This window comes from Bartonella gabonensis (assembly GCF_903679515.1).
GTDB classification, from domain to species: domain Bacteria; phylum Pseudomonadota; class Alphaproteobacteria; order Rhizobiales; family Rhizobiaceae; genus Bartonella; species Bartonella gabonensis.
The window spans coordinates 15,341-31,706 of sequence record NZ_CAHOYM010000020.1 but is presented as its reverse complement, the minus strand read 5'-3'; the positions used below and the strand labels follow the sequence as shown (position 1 = coordinate 31,706).

The 16,366-nt window shown below is 38.0% G+C and carries 12 protein-coding genes and 1 pseudogene; 3 read left to right on the top strand and 10 right to left on the bottom strand.

Annotated features, from left to right (window positions below; translation table 11 throughout):
* Window positions 1-768 precede the first annotated feature (768 nt).
* From HWX04_RS05215 to HWX04_RS05180, 8 genes and pseudogenes are all read right to left on the bottom strand, one after another.
* Window positions 769-1,047, bottom strand: coding sequence for an HU family DNA-binding protein (locus tag HWX04_RS05215; protein ID WP_012231443.1), 279 nt, complete (start codon window positions 1,045-1,047; stop codon window positions 769-771).
* Between the two features lie 231 nt (window positions 1,048-1,278).
* Window positions 1,279-3,705 (bottom strand): endopeptidase La, encoded by a 2,427-nt coding sequence (gene lon / locus HWX04_RS05210; protein WP_175869137.1) that lies wholly within the window; start codon window positions 3,703-3,705, stop codon window positions 1,279-1,281.
* A 183-nt stretch (window positions 3,706-3,888) separates the two neighbouring features.
* Window positions 3,889-5,163, bottom strand: coding sequence for an ATP-dependent Clp protease ATP-binding subunit ClpX (clpX, locus tag HWX04_RS05205; protein WP_175869136.1), 1,275 nt, complete (start codon window positions 5,161-5,163; stop codon window positions 3,889-3,891).
* A gap of 184 nt (window positions 5,164-5,347) precedes the next feature.
* Window positions 5,348-5,980 carry an ATP-dependent Clp endopeptidase proteolytic subunit ClpP gene (clpP, locus tag HWX04_RS05200; RefSeq protein ID WP_175869135.1) on the bottom strand — a complete coding sequence of 211 codons (633 nt, stop codon included), beginning with the start codon at window positions 5,978-5,980 and terminating at the stop codon, window positions 5,348-5,350.
* A 195-nt stretch (window positions 5,981-6,175) separates the two neighbouring features.
* Window positions 6,176-6,890 (bottom strand): annotated as a pseudogene (locus HWX04_RS05195) (hypothetical protein).
* A gap of 43 nt (window positions 6,891-6,933) precedes the next feature.
* Complete coding sequence (gene trkA, locus HWX04_RS05190) at window positions 6,934-8,310, bottom strand: Trk system potassium transporter TrkA (RefSeq protein ID WP_175869134.1); 1,377 nt, start codon at window positions 8,308-8,310, stop codon at window positions 6,934-6,936.
* A gap of 3 nt (window positions 8,311-8,313) precedes the next feature.
* Complete coding sequence (gene ntrX / locus HWX04_RS05185; RefSeq protein WP_175869133.1) at window positions 8,314-9,672, bottom strand: nitrogen assimilation response regulator NtrX; 1,359 nt, start codon at window positions 9,670-9,672, stop codon at window positions 8,314-8,316.
* A gap of 1 nt (window position 9,673) precedes the next feature.
* Window positions 9,674-11,938 (bottom strand): sensor histidine kinase NtrY-like, encoded by a 2,265-nt coding sequence (locus HWX04_RS05180; protein ID WP_175869139.1) that lies wholly within the window; start codon window positions 11,936-11,938, stop codon window positions 9,674-9,676.
* Window positions 11,939-12,117: 179 nt separating this feature from the next.
* Here HWX04_RS05180 and rirA point away from each other — a divergent pair, with 179 nt between their 5' ends.
* Genes rirA through HWX04_RS05165 form a run of 3 tightly spaced genes read left to right on the top strand, consistent with a single transcriptional unit; the run spans window position 12,118 to window position 14,257 of the window.
* Window positions 12,118-12,549 carry an iron-responsive transcriptional regulator RirA gene (rirA, locus tag HWX04_RS05175; protein WP_175869132.1) on the top strand — a complete coding sequence of 144 codons (432 nt, stop codon included), beginning with the start codon at window positions 12,118-12,120 and terminating at the stop codon, window positions 12,547-12,549.
* 32 nt (window positions 12,550-12,581) lie between these two features.
* Window positions 12,582-13,772, top strand: coding sequence for a bifunctional 2-C-methyl-D-erythritol 4-phosphate cytidylyltransferase/2-C-methyl-D-erythritol 2,4-cyclodiphosphate synthase (locus HWX04_RS05170; protein WP_175869138.1), 1,191 nt, complete (start codon window positions 12,582-12,584; stop codon window positions 13,770-13,772).
* The gene (locus tag HWX04_RS05165; protein ID WP_175869131.1) at window positions 13,769-14,257 is read left to right on the top strand and encodes a CinA family protein; all 489 of its coding nucleotides are present in this window, start codon (window positions 13,769-13,771) and stop codon (window positions 14,255-14,257) included. Before HWX04_RS05170 ends, HWX04_RS05165 begins: the two co-directional genes overlap by 4 nt.
* Before the next feature lie 615 nt (window positions 14,258-14,872).
* Here the strand turns inward: HWX04_RS05165 and HWX04_RS05160 are convergent.
* Together HWX04_RS05160 and lipA are read right to left on the bottom strand one after the other, a co-directional pair.
* Window positions 14,873-15,334, bottom strand: coding sequence for a type II toxin-antitoxin system RatA family toxin (locus tag HWX04_RS05160; protein WP_175869130.1), 462 nt, complete (start codon window positions 15,332-15,334; stop codon window positions 14,873-14,875).
* Between the two features lie 2 nt (window positions 15,335-15,336).
* Window positions 15,337-16,299 (bottom strand): lipoyl synthase, encoded by a 963-nt coding sequence (gene lipA / locus HWX04_RS05155; RefSeq protein WP_175869129.1) that lies wholly within the window; start codon window positions 16,297-16,299, stop codon window positions 15,337-15,339.
* Window positions 16,300-16,366: the final 67 nt, after the last annotated feature.

The window sequence follows — 16,366 nt, the reverse complement described above, 5'->3', positions numbered from 1 at the left end:
AAACAATACTTTGTTTTATTATTATTTTTCTATTTCTAATATATTATTTGATCATGTTAATTTTTCTCTTTTTTCAATTCCTTCCTTAATATTTATGAGACATTCTCATTTTTTGTGTAATGAAGAAAAAATACTTGCTTGCATAGCACAAGTGAAATAAAAATATGGACAAACAATATTTAAGATAGAATTGAATATATCTTTTCCAGCTCAAGTGTTGTCTCGTACAATTAAGGTTGGTATTGTAAGTTAAGAAAACTATTAAAAAAAGGAATAAAACTGCCCTTTATGTACCCGCCTCAAATGCCAAGAACTGAATATTGAGAGCCGGTCGCTGCATTATAGAAACTGAGAAAAAGTAGATAGCGCCAACATGGACATCTATTAAGTAAAAACGTGGTGGTTTACAGTAGGTTTTATACATTTCACAGAGTTTTTTGTTTTATACTGTTTACAAATACTGCTCTGAATGAGCACTTTAGCCTTTCCACATAATAAAAGTTAACGCCATGCTTTATAAGCTATACACTTCCCCCTTATTAAAGTGGAATATTTATTGAAAAGGCTAAAAATTATACATTTCAAACCTATGGTATTTTAGGCAATTTTTACAATCATTTTCAAAAACATTAGCAATTCATGAAATGAGAAAAATAGTACAAAGACTCAAAATTTTTATATGAAAAATGTGTACAATAGATCTGTCTAAAAAACGTCTGTAAAAAAACCCGCTTATAAATAAATCGGGTTTTTTTAATGTTGTTTAAATTATTTTTTATTAACTGCTTCTTTAAGGCTTTTTCCTGCAGAAAATTTAGGTACAGAACGTGCTGGAATATCAATTTCAGCACCAGTTGAAGGATTACGCCCCTTTGTCGCAGCACGATGAGAAACTTCAAAAGAGCCAAAACCTGGAAGACGAACATCGCCCCCTGAAGCCAAAGCTTCTGTTACAGAAGCCATAAAAGCGTCAACAACAGCCCCAGCTTGCGCTTTCGAAACACCTGCCTTCTCAGCAACGGAACTAACCAATTCACTTTTATTCATGAAATATTTCCTTTCCCTATATTACCTGACAACATGACTTCATCATGTTATTGGTCAGTTTATTGAAAAGTACAGCAAACAGAAGCCTTATTTTTATCCAAAACATTGTTTTTTTAGCAATAATCACAGTTATTCACGGAATTTTTCAATTTTTTCAAAAAAAAACAGAATAACAACCACGATAATACCTTCTACACCTTTTAAAAGGCCGATATAAATGAGATAAGTGAATCAGTGTGCGACCTGTATTCCCTCACTATCGCTATTCTCTGACCGGATAGGAACAGCCACTGTAGAAGGTTCTTTCCACTCAATAGTTTCAGGAAAATGAACCAAAGCGTGTTTCAAAACTTCACTCACATGATTTACCGGAATAATTTCCATGTTATTTTTGACATCATCAGGAATATCAACCAAATCTTTTGCGTTTTCTTCAGGAATAAGTACTTTTTTTATCCCTCCTCGAAGCGCAGCTAGGAGTTTTTCTTTTAATCCACCAATTGGTAAAACACGACCACGTAAAGTAATTTCACCAGTCATTGCAATATCTTTATGCACAGCTATCCCTGTAAGAACCGAAACAATTGCTGTCACCATGGCAATCCCAGCAGATGGACCATCTTTCGGTGTCGCCCCCTCTGGAACATGAACATGGATATCGCGTTTTTCAAAAAGTGGAGGTTCAATCCCAAAATCAACAGCACGAGAACGCACATAAGATGCTGCCGCAGAAATAGACTCTTTCATAATATCACGCAAATTTCCAGTTACAGTCATCTTGCCTTTGCCGGGCATCATCACTCCTTCAATGGTCAATAACTCTCCACCGACTTCTGTCCACGCAAGGCCTGTCACAACACCAATGTGATTTTCTCCTTCAATCTGATTATAGTGATAGCGTTTAACACCCAAGAAATCATTGAGATTATTTTCTGTAACTTTTACAGATTTTTGATGCGTTTTGAGAATTTTTGTAACAGATTTACGGGCAACTTTCATGAGTTCACGCTCAAGATTACGAACACCTGCTTCACGTGTGTAAAACTGAATAATCGACCTTAGCGCTCCATCAGAAATGCCGAGTTCTTTTTTAGACAAACAGTGGTCTTTGAGTGCCTTTGGTAAAAGATGCTGCTTAATAATTTCCATTTTTTCACATTCAGTATAACCAGCAATACGAATAATTTCCATCCGATCCATTAATGGACCTGGAATATTAAGCGTATTAGCAGTTGTGATAAACATGACATCAGAAAGATCATATTCAACTTCCAAATAGTGGTCAATGAATGTACCATTTTGTTCAGGATCAAGAACTTCTAATAAGGCAGAAGAAGGATCTCCACGAAAATCTTGTCCCATTTTATCAATTTCATCAAGCAAGAAAAGCGGGTTAGATTTTTTTGCTTTTTTCATAGACTGGATAATTTTTCCAGGCATCGAACCGATATATGTGCGGCGATGTCCGCGAATTTCTGCTTCATCCCGGACACCTCCTAACGAGATACGAACATATTCACGCCCCGTCGCCTTTGCAATAGAGCGCGCTAATGATGTTTTCCCAACACCAGGAGGACCTAACAAACAAATAATGGGGCCTTTTATCTTTGACGCACGACTTTGTACGGCCAAATATTCAATAATTCTCTCCTTCACTTTTTCAAGACCAAAGTGTTCATTATTCATGACCTTTTCAGCAAAATCTAAATTGTTTTTAATCTTAGATTTTTTACCCCAAGGCATTGCTAATAACCAATCAAGATAGTTACGAACAACTGTCGCTTCTGCAGACATAGGAGACATATTCCGTAATTTTCTCAATTCTGATCCAGCTTTTTCCTGTGCTTCCTTGGAAAGTTTTGTATTCTTAATACGGTCTTCTAGTTCAGAGAGCTCATCGCGGCTATCATCTCCTGCTCCTAACTCTTTTTGAATAGCCTTCATCTGCTCATTGAGATAATATTCCCGTTGATTTTTTTCCATTTGCCGTTTAACGTGCGAACGAATACGTTTTTCAACCTGCAAAACAGAAATTTCCCCTTCCATGAAAGACAGAACACGTTCAAGACGGGCCCGTACCGGTAAGAGCTCTAATATTTCCTGTTTTTCTGCAAGTTTAATCATCAAATGAGAGGCAATTGTATCAGCAAGCTTAGAAGGATTATCAATCTGGCCAATCGCATTGACAACTTCAGGAGAGATTTTTTTATTAAGCTTTACATAGTTTTCAAAATAAGCAACCACCGACCTTGAAAGAGCTTCAATCTCAACATCACACTCTCTCGGTTCTTCTGTAACAGTTGCAAAAGCTTGATGATAACCTTCACTTAAAGAAAATTGACTAATTTTTGCACGTGCGGTCCCTTCAACCAAAACCTTTACAGTGCCATCAGGAAGCTTTAAAAGTTGGAGAATATTAGCAAATGTACCAATATGATAAATATCCTCTGATTTTGGATCATCATCAGAAGCATTTTTTTGTGTCACCAAAAGTATTTGCTTATCACCCGCCATTGTTTCTTCAAGAGCCCGAATCGACTTTTCGCGGCCCACAAAGAGTGGAACAATCATATGGGGGAAGACAACAATATCCCGAAGAGGTAAAACAGCATAAACCCCATCTCTTATTTCATCTGTCTTTTCATCAATATATTGCATAATTCTCCTTTCTGGAGCCTATGAGCTATCTACAACACCAAGCGCACCCTTAGAAAACCTCAGCTCTCCACAATACATGAAGTGGTCATTGCTAACACATAAATCAAGCATTATAACGATATTATTAGAAACGCTTATTAAATACTGTTCATTAAAACTTCTTATATTGTATATTGCACAATATCATGCGGATACATTTTCTTTATCTTCTGCACGTTCTGAGTAAATATAAAGAGGACGCGCTTTCCCATCAACGACATCACTCGAAATAACCACTTTTTGAACACCTTCAAGAGCCGGTAGTTCAAACATCGTTTCAAGAAGAATCTTCTCCATAATGGAACGTAAACCACGTGCACCAGTTTTACGTTCAATTGCTTTTTTCGCGATAGCACGTAAAGCATCTTCGTGAAATGCTAACTCAACATTTTCCATTTCAAAAAGACGCTGATATTGCTTTACTAATGCATTTTTAGGTTGTGATAAAATTTGCACGAGGGCGTTAACGTCTAAATCTTCTAGGGTCGCAACGATAGGAAGACGCCCAATAAATTCTGGTATTAAACCAAACTTTATAAGATCTTCAGGCTCTAAATCACGAAAAATTTCACCAACACAACGTTCATCAGGGGCCTTAACAGTCGCAGAAAAACCAATAGAAGTTTTTTCACCGCGCCCTGAAATGATCCGCTCTAAACCTGCAAATGCTCCTCCACAAATGAATAAAATGTTTGTGGTATCAACCTGAAGGAACTCTTGTTGCGGATGTTTACGTCCACCTTGAGGAGGAACAGAAGCAACAGTTCCTTCCATAATTTTTAATAATGCTTGCTGAACCCCTTCTCCAGAAACATCTCTTGTAATAGAAGGATTGTCAGCCTTACGAGAAATCTTATCAACCTCATCAATATAAACAATACCACGCTGCGCACGTTCAACATTGTAATCCGCCGCTTGAAGAAGCTTTAAAATAATATTTTCAACATCTTCGCCCACATAGCCCGCTTCAGTCAAAGTGGTCGCATCCGCCATCGTAAAAGGCACATCAATAATACGTGCTAATGTTTGTGCGAGATAAGTTTTACCACAGCCCGTTGGTCCAACAAGAAGAATATTTGATTTAGCCAACTCAATATCATTGCTTTTAGACTGATGTGCCAACCGTTTATAATGATTATGCACAGCAACAGAAAGAACACGCTTTGCATGCTGCTGACCAATAACATAATCATTCAGAACTGATATAATTTCCTGTGGAGTAGGAACACCATCACGCACCTTAACCCCAGAAGACTTATTTTCTTCCCGAATAATATCCATGCAAAGCTCTACACATTCATCACAGATAAATACCGTTGGCCCTGCAATGAGCTTACGCACCTCATGCTGACTCTTGCCGCAGAACGAGCAATAGAGAGTATTTTTTGATTCGTTCCCGCTATTGCTAATTTTGCTCATTTTTCTTTCCTTTCACCACGATATATGAATACTTCGCCTTTTCGAAGGAAGCTTTTCATCATGAAAACTAAAAGACATATAGAAAATTATAAATGTCTCTATATTTTTAGGTGTTTCTCTTAATTTTTGCGATATTTTCTATAAAACTCTTTATTTAAAGTAGCTGTTTTTTCTATAAAAATTCTTAATCTTTTTCTTCTTTTTCAGTTTCTGCACGATATTGTATAACATCATCAACTAAACCAAACGCTTTAGCTTCTTCTGCTGTCATAAAATGATCGCGATCGAGCGTTCTCTCAATAACCTCATAATCTTGACCTGTATGTTGAACATAAATTTCATTTAAACGCTGTTTCATCTTTATAATATCTTGTGCATGTCGCTCAATATCTGAAGCCTGACCTTGAAAACCACCAGATGGCTGATGCACCATAATACGCGCATTTGGCAATGTAAAACGATGACCTTTTGCTCCAGCTGTTAACAATAATGATCCCATAGATGCCGCCTGCCCCATGCAAAGCGTAGAAACAGGAGGGCGAATAAACTGCATAGTATCATAAATAGCCATACCAGATGTCACAACACCCCCTGGAGAATTAATATAAAGACTAATTTCCTTTTTAGGATTTTCTGCTTCCAAGAAAAGTAATTGCGCACAAACAAGCATGGCCATACCATCTTCAACAGGACCATTAATAAAAATAATCCGCTCCTTTAAAAGACGGGAAAAAATATCATAGGCCCGTTCACCACGATTGGTTTGTTCAATAACCATAGGAACAAGGCTTAATGCTGTTTTCATTGGATCACTCATATTTTTACTTTCCTTGTCATATAACAATCGCTCTGTACACATTCAATATTTTTATCCATAGGCTAAAATTACTCTCTTGTGCAAACAACAATCAAGAGCCGCCTAGGATAGATTAAAGTCTCAATGGTTAAAATAGCAATAATAACTCTACCTAAATAAATTATGAACTTCAGGAAGCAATAAGACTGCTCCATGCTATAAATTTCCTTCCTGAAATCTTTGCGTAGTCTTGATCTTTCTGTGAATATGAAATCCTACCAAACGTGAATCTGTAAGCAGTTTTGCGACACAAACTGCTTCAAAGATGTCCTCAGTTTTTTGCCCCGTTCAATAATAAAAAGTTTTCTTTGCTTTGTGCAAAAAAACATATTGTTTTTCTAATCGTGAAATACCGTCATTGCTAAATATCTTAAAGCCAAGATTTCCCAGTAAAATTGGCATTTTTTCTTTAACCAGAATGATCTCCAAACACGACGCTAAAACCAAAGCCAATGAGGAATAATTTCCCTGCCTGCCCAATAATCTTCAAACACTTTCATAATAGGGTTATCTGGAGAAAAATAAAGGGCAGAAACGCCTACTCTTATATTATTTTTCTTGCAACCAAACCTTATTCGCATCTTTATGAAACTGTTTAACGAAATAAACATCTGTATCTAACCAAACATCTTATTGATATTTCATCAGTATAATACGAAAAAATCCGAAAACTGAGCAATTGTACTTCCTAGCTTAACATCAGAAAAATAGGGTTCAAGGCGATAAATTGCTGAACGTATTCAAATTGATTCGGCGTCATGCAACTCAACACCAGAAGGTAAATTGTCTATTTCTTTATCATAACTAAACAGCTTAACCGCTGTCCAGTTTTGACCATTGAAGACAAACAAAACCTATCCACCAATCTCAACCGTTCACTATACTAAAAAGTACAAATATACATCAATAATATATCAAAAATATTCCAAACTTACGCGAAACAATTGTTCAACATCACGAACCCGATCAGCAAGGGCAAAAATGACTATTCTATCACCAGACAAAATACGCGTCTCTGCTGAAAGCTGTATTATTGTCTTATTACGATAAATTGCCCCAATTCTTAAACCATCTGATAAATTAAGCTCTGATAATGACTTACCAACCAATGAAGATGTTTGCATCACTTCAGCCTCAATAATTTCTGCTCGACCATTAAAAACTGAATGAACGGAACGAATACGCCCACGGCGCATTTGTTGCAAAATTTTCGATATTGTAACGCTATGGGGATTAAGATAGGCATCCACACCAACTGCACGGCTAAATTCTTGGTAGGCAACATTATTAATCAACACCATATTGGCTTTGCAGCCCAATCTTTTAGCAATAATAGCGCTTAAGAGATTAACCTGATCCTGATTGGTCAATGTAATCATTAAATCGGCCTGATCAATTCCCGCATCTTGAAGAATCACTGGATCTAACACGTTACCATATAAAACGGTTGTTTTTTCTAGTTGATCAGCAATTGTGAGGGCTCTTTCTCTCTGCGATTCTATAATCTTCAATTTTAATTTATGGAGACGCTTTTCAATAGCCTGAGCAACATAAAGGCCAATGTGCCCCCCCCCTGCAATAATCATGCGGTGGGCATCTTGTTCTTTATGACCAAAAAGCCCAACAGCACGACGCATCTGCTCACGCGCAACAACAAGATAGGTTATATCACCAACGCGTAATTGCGTTTCTGAATGTGCAATCAATAATTCCGAGCCACGTTTAATAGCGGTAACCGTCGTGTGAAGATCTGGAAAAAGCTCTGTTAATTGACGCAAAGGTGTATTAATAACAGGACAATCTTCCATACATTCCAAAGCTAGCGCAACGATATCATCATTACAAAAATAAAGAACATCTATTGCACCAGGCAGAGCAATACGACGTAAAACCATTTCCCCGACTTCAACTTCTGGCGAAATAACCACATCAATGGGAATATTTTCTCTGGAAAAAAGCGTCTTATAGCGTGGTTCTAAATAAGATTGTGAGCGAATACGAGCAATTTTTGTAGGAACATTAAATAATGAATGGGCGACCTGACAAGCGACCATATTCACTTCATCAAACAAAGTGACAGCAATCAACATATCAGCTTTGTCAGCATCGGCAGCCAAAAGAACTTCAGGACGAGAACCGTGACCAACAAAACCTCTCACATCCAATGTATCGCGAATTTTTTCAATTAATCTGCTTTCAATATCAATAACAGTAACATCATGATTTTCAGCAGCAAGACGCTCTGCTATTCCATAACCAACCTGTCCTGCACCGCAAATGATAACACGCATGTTTTAAGAAACTCCAAGAGCTTTAAGCTTACGGTGCAAAGCTGAACGCTCCATACCTATAAATTCAGCAGTACGCGATATATTTCCACCCAAACGCCCAATCTGCGCCACTAAATATCTCTTTTCAAACAATTCCCGTGCTTCACGCAACGGTAAATCCATTATACTCTCATCTGCATCCATTTGAAGACGTGGTAAAGAATCACTCACTTCACTGGGAAGAAAGTCAGCTGTTATCGGACCATCACCATCCCGCACAAGAATAAGAAGACGTTCAATATTATTCCGTAATTGCCGTACATTGCCCGGCCAAGCATGTGTTTGCAAAATAGCGATCACATCATCACTGATTTCACGCGGCTTAATTCCAACTTGCTGTGATATTGTTTTTACAAAATGATGTACAAGTTCTGGAATATCTTCACGACGGGCTGAAAGAGGTGGAACAGCAATAGGAACAACGGAAAGACGGTGAAAAAGATCTTCTCTAAATCGCCCGTCAGAAATGAGGTTTTCAAGATTTTGCACTGTTGATGAAATGATACGAACATCCACTTTAACACGTTTTGTACCGCCAACTCTCTCAAATGTCTGTCCGGTCAACACCCGAAGAATCTTACCTTGAGTCTCACGCGGCATATCAGCAATTTCGTCAAGATAGAGTATCCCACCATGGGCTTCCTCTAAGGCACCGATCTTGCGCTCTCTTCCCTCCATTTCGCTGCCAAACAACTCTATTTCCATTCTGTCCGGCGTAATCGTTGCTGCATTTATTGTAACAAATGGCCCATTCGAACGTGTTGAGAGCGCATGAATAGTTCGTGCAACCGTTTCTTTTCCTGCCCCTGAAGGACCTGTTATCATGACGCGACTATTGGTTGGCGCTACTTTTTCTATGATTTGACGCAAATTTCTTATAACTGTCGATTTTCCAAGCAGCTCCAATGTCTCATTTGAACGTTTTCGCAATTCTAAAAGTTCACGTTTTAAATTTGAGTTTTCCAGTGTTCTCTCTGCTACCAATACAAGTCTATCAGCTTTAAAAGGCTTTTCAATGAAATCATAGGCCCCGCGCTTTATAGCAGAAACGGCGGTCTCAATATTACCATGACCAGAGATCATAACAACCGGAAGAGCTGGATATTGCGTTTTAATTTCATCCAGCAATGCTAAACCATCGAGGCGACTTCCCTGTAACCAAATATCTAAAAAAATGAGCTTTGGAATACGCTCACTAATTTGAGCTAATGCTTCATCAGAATTACAAGCAACACGCGTTTCATAACCTTCATCATCCAAAATACCAGCAACAAGCTCACGAATATCTGCTTCATCATCAACAATCAAGATATCTGATACCATACTATTCCCCTATCTTATGATTTATAGCTTGTATAATATTACCCTTTTTCCCCCCATCTGAGGGAAATATCAAACGGATCATCGCGCCACGGCCTTCATAAAAACTCTTCGGTGCATCATGAAGCTCCATTAAACCACCGTGATCTTCAATAACTTTGCGCACAATGGCTAGCCCGAGTCCTGTCCCTTTCTCCCGCGTTGTTATATAAGGTTCTAATAACTTTTGTCTTTGCTCTTTAGGAAGTCCTTTCCCGTTATCAACAACATCCACAACCACCCATTCTTCTTGACGATAAGAACGGACAAGAATATGACCGCGAATATTTTCCTCTCGCATAACCGAATCTATGGATTCGCTTGCATTCTTGATAACGTTGCAAAATGCTTGGACAATGAGACGGTTATCAAATGCACCCATAAGGGGTAGATTTCCTAAATCTTGCTCAAAATGAATATCATGTCGTGTCACTTCTATCAAGAAACATGCTTCACGCAACAATTCACGTATATCTAAAACATGCATCTGTGGTTTGGGCATACGTGCAAAAGAAGAAAACTCATCAACCATACGCCCAATATCACCAACTTGGCGAATAATTGTGTCAATACACCGCTCAAAGACCTCTCTATCTTGTGTAATAACTTTGTTATAACGTTTACGAATACGTTCAGCGGACAACTGAATAGGTGTGAGAGGGTTTTTAATTTCGTGTGCAATACGCCGTGCAATATCGGCCCACGCTGCTGTACGTTGCGCTGCAACTAGGTCTGTAATATCATCAATTGTTAGAACCCAAGATTGCCCCTGTCCATCATCCTCTTCCATCGTCACTTGGACATTACAGACACGCTCTTTTCCTGCAACGTTTAAAGTGACCTGCTCACGATGATTTTTCCGCTCCAATGAACGCGCAAACTGAAAAACCTGCCAAATTTCAGCACTTAAAGATAAAAGACTTTGTCCCACAACGTGTTCAAAGCGAATATCAAACATCGTTTCAATAGAGCGATTGATAATTGTAATATCACCATTATCATCGATACCTGCTACTCCCGCTGTTACACCCGATAAGACAGCTTCAGAAAAACGCCGTCTCTCATCAATTTGATCACGCACTGCAATCAACTCATTGCGCCGACTTTTCAATTCACTGACCATGTAATTAAAAGTTTTGGATAATTGCCCAATATCTCCATCTTTTGCTCGTACTGGCACGAAAATTTCCATATTTCCAGAAGCAACATCATCAGCAGCACTAATGAGAAGACGAATAGGGCGAACTAAGCGATCAGCAACAGCAATAGCGGCCCAAATGGCTGATAAGAACAAACTAAAAAAAAGACATAAATAAAGCATACCAAATGCAATTTGTGTCAGTAGGCGATTTTCATTTAAATCACGATAACGATCTGTATTAACTTCTGTCAAACGCAAAGCTGATAAAACGCCTTTATCAACGTCACGCACCAAATATAAAAATGTGTTTGGAATGTTGCTAAATTTTAAAATAATACCAAAATAATCATGAACGCCTGGTTGAAAAGAAAAAGGCCTCGCACTCGTTGCACGTTCAATAAGATTGGACGGAGGAATTGGCAGTTTATCCTCATAACCAAGAGCACTCGATATAAAAACAGTTCCGCTAGAACTTAACAAAAATGCACCACGCAAATTGCGTCCTAGAGCATGACGCGTCAATTGCATTCGATATTCAGCTGGATTACGTTCTAAAAGTTTTTTGTTATCAAGTGCAAATGCCATCGCGTAGGATAAATTTTTTAAATTCTGAAGCATTTCATCTGCATACGCATTGGCTAAATCAATAGAAGAACCTACAATTTGCCGCGTTGTTGTATCAAACCATCGATCAAGTCCTAAATTGAGTGCTGGACCCGATACAAGAGCCACAGCAACAGCTGGCATGGTTGCAACAAGTGCAAACAATGAAATAAGGCGCACATGAAGACGCGAGCCTGCACGCCTTGAACGCCAAGCACGAATGATGGGAATCATCTCATAAAAAACAATGACAATAAGCCCTAAAACCCAAAAACTATTAATCCCTATAAGAATAAGGGTTACTGTTCTACTAGGAACAACAAGGGTCAAACCAATAAGAATAATAAATGAAACAGAGGCTGTAAGTAAAGCCAATACAATAATTGCAATCCCTAAAAAGATATATACCTTACTTAAACGATACAAATCATCGTTATAAGTATTTTTATCGATATCTTGAATATTCGTCACAGATGTTGCATTCACCATAAACTTACAGACCCTTATCCCATTATTCTCATATAACTTTTGTGACAAAAATTGACAATAATCATACTCCATTTAAAATAGGGCAAATAAATATAGTCACTAAGAAAAAACTTCTTCATTTTGCAAAATATCTTTAAAATAAACTGCGTTTGAGGATACTTTACAAAGGAAATGAGATGCGATTAACAAAACAAACGAATTATGCTCTTCGAATGCTCATGTATTGTGCAGATAATCAGGGATCGCTCAGTCGTGTTCCAGAAATTGCTAAAACATATGCTGTTTCAGAACTTTTTTTATTTAAAATCCTTCAACCGCTTGTTCAAGCAGGTTTTATACAAACCGTGCGTGGACGCAATGGTGGTGTTAAATTGGCTAAACCCGCAGAAGAGATTTCTGTTGCTGATATTTTGAAAGTAACAGAAGATAACTTTTCCCTCGTAGAATGTTTCAATACTGCAGAATCGAATTGCCCATTGATCGATTTTTGTGGTTTAAATACCGCACTTTACAAAGCATTAAATGCTTTTTTTGAGGTGTTATCCGTGATATCACTTGCTGATCTACAACGACCATCCTTTCAAAATCATTTTAAAGTTAATAAATAATCAACTAAAGTTATAACATAAGGAGATTTAGTATTTCTATTGCAGCAATAATATTAGCCGCTGGACGTGGTGAAAGAGCAGGATCTCCCCATAAAATTCCAAAACAATATTGGCTTCTAGGACAAAAGCCGATTATTTATCATAGCGTGCATTGTTTTTTGCAGCATCCAGCTATCACGACAATTGTTCTTGTTATTCATCCAGAAGATCATCAAATCTGTGAAAAAGCACTCGCCGAATTTAAAGAGCGCCTTATTATCGTTGAAGGGGGCAATACACGCCAAATCTCTACCTTACATGGACTTCAGGCACTTAAAAAATTCAATCCCCAATATGTGCATATTCATGATGGAGCACGTCCCTTTATCGAAAACAAGCTCCTTGATAACATTCATAACGCTCTCACGCCTAAAGAAGGCGTTCTTCCTGTTCTACCCATTTCTGATACCCTTAAACGCGTCAATCATCAGCATGTTTTAGAAACAATTCCCCGTACCCATCTTTATAGTGCACAGACGCCACAGTGTTTTCCCTTTAAACATATCTTAGCGGCCCATAAACAAGCAAAACAAGATGGCAAAGAAGACTTCACTGATGATTGTGCAATTGCCGAATGGTTTGGGATTCCTATGCTTACTGTTCCAGGTGATCCTCATAATATAAAAATTACATGGCACAAAGATTTTGATACTGCCCATTTATATCTCCAGAAAAAAATGCAAATGTTTCCTGATATCCGTACTGGCAATGGTTATGATGTTCATTCTTTTGAAGAAGGGAATTGTCTTACATTATGTGGTGAAAAAATTCCTTTTCATAAAAAATTAAATGGACACTCCGATGCGGATGTTGCTCTTCATGCATTAACAGATGCTCTTCTTGCAACTCAAGGTGCTGGAGATATCGGTACACATTTTCCTCCCTCTGATCCTCAATGGAAAAATGCATCATCAGAAATTTTTCTACGCCATGCTCTTGCTCTTGTTACACAAGCAGGGGGGCGTATTGCCAATGTGGATATCACCTTGATCGCCGAAGAACCTAAAATAGGCCCCTATCGTCATGCTATGGTAGAAAATCTTATGACAATACTTGCAATGACATCTGACCGAATCTCAATCAAAGCAACAACAAATGAAAAACTTGGATTTATTGGTCGTGGCGAAGGCATTGCAGCTTTGGCAACAGCAAGTGTTCTTTATCCAGGAGAAATTCCAAAATGATATATTTTTGTGAAAAACAAGCGCGTGAAGTTCTTAATATCTGTCGCCAAAAAGGATTGTTGTTAACAACTGTAGAGTCTTGTACAGGAGGACTCATTGCTGCAAGCCTCACAAATATTGCAGGATCATCAGATGTTCTCGATTGTGGATTTGTTGTTTATTCAAATGAATCCAAAACACGCCTTGTTAGCGTGTGTGCTGAACTTATAAAAACTTATGGTGCCGTTTCAAAAGAAGTTTCTCTTGCAATGGCTGAGGGTGGATTAAAAAATTCACAAGCTGACATTGCGGTTTCTGTAACAGGAGTTGCTGGCCCAGGAGGTGCAAATCTGAACAAACCTGTAGGACTTGTGCATTGTGCCGTTGCTTACAAAAACCACTCCCCCCTGCACAAAGAAATGCACTTTGGTCATCTTGATCGCAAAGCTATCCGCCATGCAACTGTTGAAAATGCTTTTCAAATGATTCTGGAACGACTTCACTGAATTCTTCATACCAATTTAAAACTCCCTATTTCACATTGGAGTCCGTAATTCTCACTATCAAAATAACTTATTATATCATAACTTAAAATGGAAATACCTGAATATTTCAAGGTTATCTCATTTCAATCCTATTTATATTAACTTAATCAAATTTATTCACTCGTACATCACAAATGAGAAAAGCTGTCTGGATAAAAATTATTAAAGAAAGGGTTGCTTATATTTCCCTCAAATGCCAAGCGTTAGCGCGATATTTGAGAGATGGCAAACAAATAGCGCAAACTTACCTCTTTCTTCATACGTGTAAAGATGTTTGTGCACAATAGATTTTATACACTTTTACGGAAGACTTATACTATTTACGAACGCTATGGTGACAGGATGGAACGCAAGCATATTCTATTTTGGGCATTTTTTTAAGGGATGCGCACCCATTTAAAAAGAGAGAAACAAAAGCGTGAAGCTATGCGTCATCTCCATTATTTAAAATGATCTTTCTTTATATGCTTTTAAAAGCCGAAAAGCTGAATTAAAAACAAATCGTAAAGAGAGAAACCAGTTTTTACCTTCACGCTTTTATAAGCAATACTTATTGTTAAAAAATAACAGAATAAGCTATGTTACCGCAGAGCCATAAATCTGATGGGCACGTTTTTCAAAAGCATCAGTAAATTTACGAAATGCAATATCAAACATTGAGCCCATTACACGACCAAGTATTTTGCTTTTAAATTCATAATCAATAAAAAACTCTACATTACAGGCATTGGTATTTTCAATAGTATGAAAGACCCAACGATTTTCAAGATATTTAAATGGACCATCAATATAGTTAACCTCTATAAAACCTTTTTTTGGCTGAAGAAAAACTTGGGTCGTAAACGTTTCTCGAATAACCTTATAGCCAACGGTCATATCTGCAAGAAGCAATGTCTTTTGGTCACATTCCTTGCGAGAACGTATTATTAAAGCCTCACACATGGGCAAAAACTCAGGATAATGTTCAATATCTGACACAAGATCAAACATTTCACGAGCACTATGGGCAACTTGCCGATGTGTTGAAAAAGTTGGCATAATTATCTCTGTAAGGAAAATTTTTCATCACGCGCTTTTTGCAAAATAGCAAAATCATCTCCTGCATGATGAGATGAACGAGTCAGAGGATTGGAAGCCATATGTAAAAAACCCTTCACTTTACCAATCTTGGCAAAAGACTCAAATTCTTCAGGAGGGACAAAACGAATAACTGGATGATGTTTTCGCGTAGGCTGCAAATATTGTCCAATTGTCATAAAGTCAACATCCGCAGAGCGTAAATCATCCATTAATTGCAGAATTTCATTTCGTTCCTCCCCAAGGCCAACCATAATGCCCGATTTTGTAAAAATGGTTGGATCAAGTTCTTTTACGCGTTGCAACAGACGAATTGAATGAAAATAACGTGCGCCCGGACGAACCTTCAAATATTTAGAAGGAACTGTTTCTAAGTTATGATTAAAAACATCAGGCTTAGCAGCAACAACAATTTCTAAAGCACCATCCTTATGACGAAAATCAGGTGTAAGAACTTCAATTGTTGTGTTAGGCGCTTTTCGACGAATCGCATAAATAACTTTTGCAAAATGCTCAGCACCACCATCCGTAAGATCATCACGATCAACCGATGTAATGACAACATGCTTTAATTCCATCCGTGCAACAGCATCGGCTACACGTTCTGGCTCGTTCTCATCAACAGCAAGTGGAATACCTGTTGCAACGTTACAAAAAGCACAAGCACGCGTACATATTTCCCCTAAAATCATAAAGCTGGCATGCCGCTGGCTCCAACATTCACCGATATTAGGGCAACCTGCTTCTTCACAGACAGTCACTAACTTATGTGTGCGTACAATACCATGCGTTTCTTTATAGATCGGTGATGTTGGCGCTTTTACACGAATCCAATCCGGCTTTTTCTGTACGCTTGTATCCGGACGATGAGCCTTTTCAGGGTGACGCAAACGTCTATTCGTAACTCTATCAACAACCGTAACCATTTAAGCCTTTGCCTTATAAATACGAAGTAGCAATGAAAAATATAAGATTTTTCACACAAACCCAATC

Excerpts from the sequence above, each read along its gene's own strand:
- HWX04_RS05215 (WP_012231443.1), bottom strand. The coding sequence starts at position 1,047 with ATGAATAAAAGTGAATTGGTTAGTTCCGTTGCTGAGAAGGCAGGTGTT.
- lon (WP_175869137.1), bottom strand. The coding sequence starts at position 3,705 with ATGCAATATATTGATGAAAAGACAGATGAAATAAGAGATGGGGTTTAT.
- clpX (WP_175869136.1), bottom strand. The coding sequence starts at position 5,163 with ATGAGCAAAATTAGCAATAGCGGGAACGAATCAAAAAATACTCTCTAT.
- clpP (WP_175869135.1), bottom strand. The coding sequence starts at position 5,980 with ATGAGTGATCCAATGAAAACAGCATTAAGCCTTGTTCCTATGGTTATT.
- trkA (WP_175869134.1), bottom strand. The coding sequence starts at position 8,310 with ATGCGTGTTATCATTTGCGGTGCAGGACAGGTTGGTTATGGAATAGCA.
- ntrX (WP_175869133.1), bottom strand. The coding sequence starts at position 9,672 with ATGGTATCAGATATCTTGATTGTTGATGATGAAGCAGATATTCGTGAG.
- rirA (WP_175869132.1), top strand. The coding sequence starts at position 12,118 with ATGCGATTAACAAAACAAACGAATTATGCTCTTCGAATGCTCATGTAT.
- HWX04_RS05165 (WP_175869131.1), top strand. The coding sequence starts at position 13,769 with ATGATATATTTTTGTGAAAAACAAGCGCGTGAAGTTCTTAATATCTGT.
- HWX04_RS05160 (WP_175869130.1), bottom strand. The coding sequence starts at position 15,334 with ATGCCAACTTTTTCAACACATCGGCAAGTTGCCCATAGTGCTCGTGAA.
- lipA (WP_175869129.1), bottom strand. The coding sequence starts at position 16,299 with ATGGTTACGGTTGTTGATAGAGTTACGAATAGACGTTTGCGTCACCCT.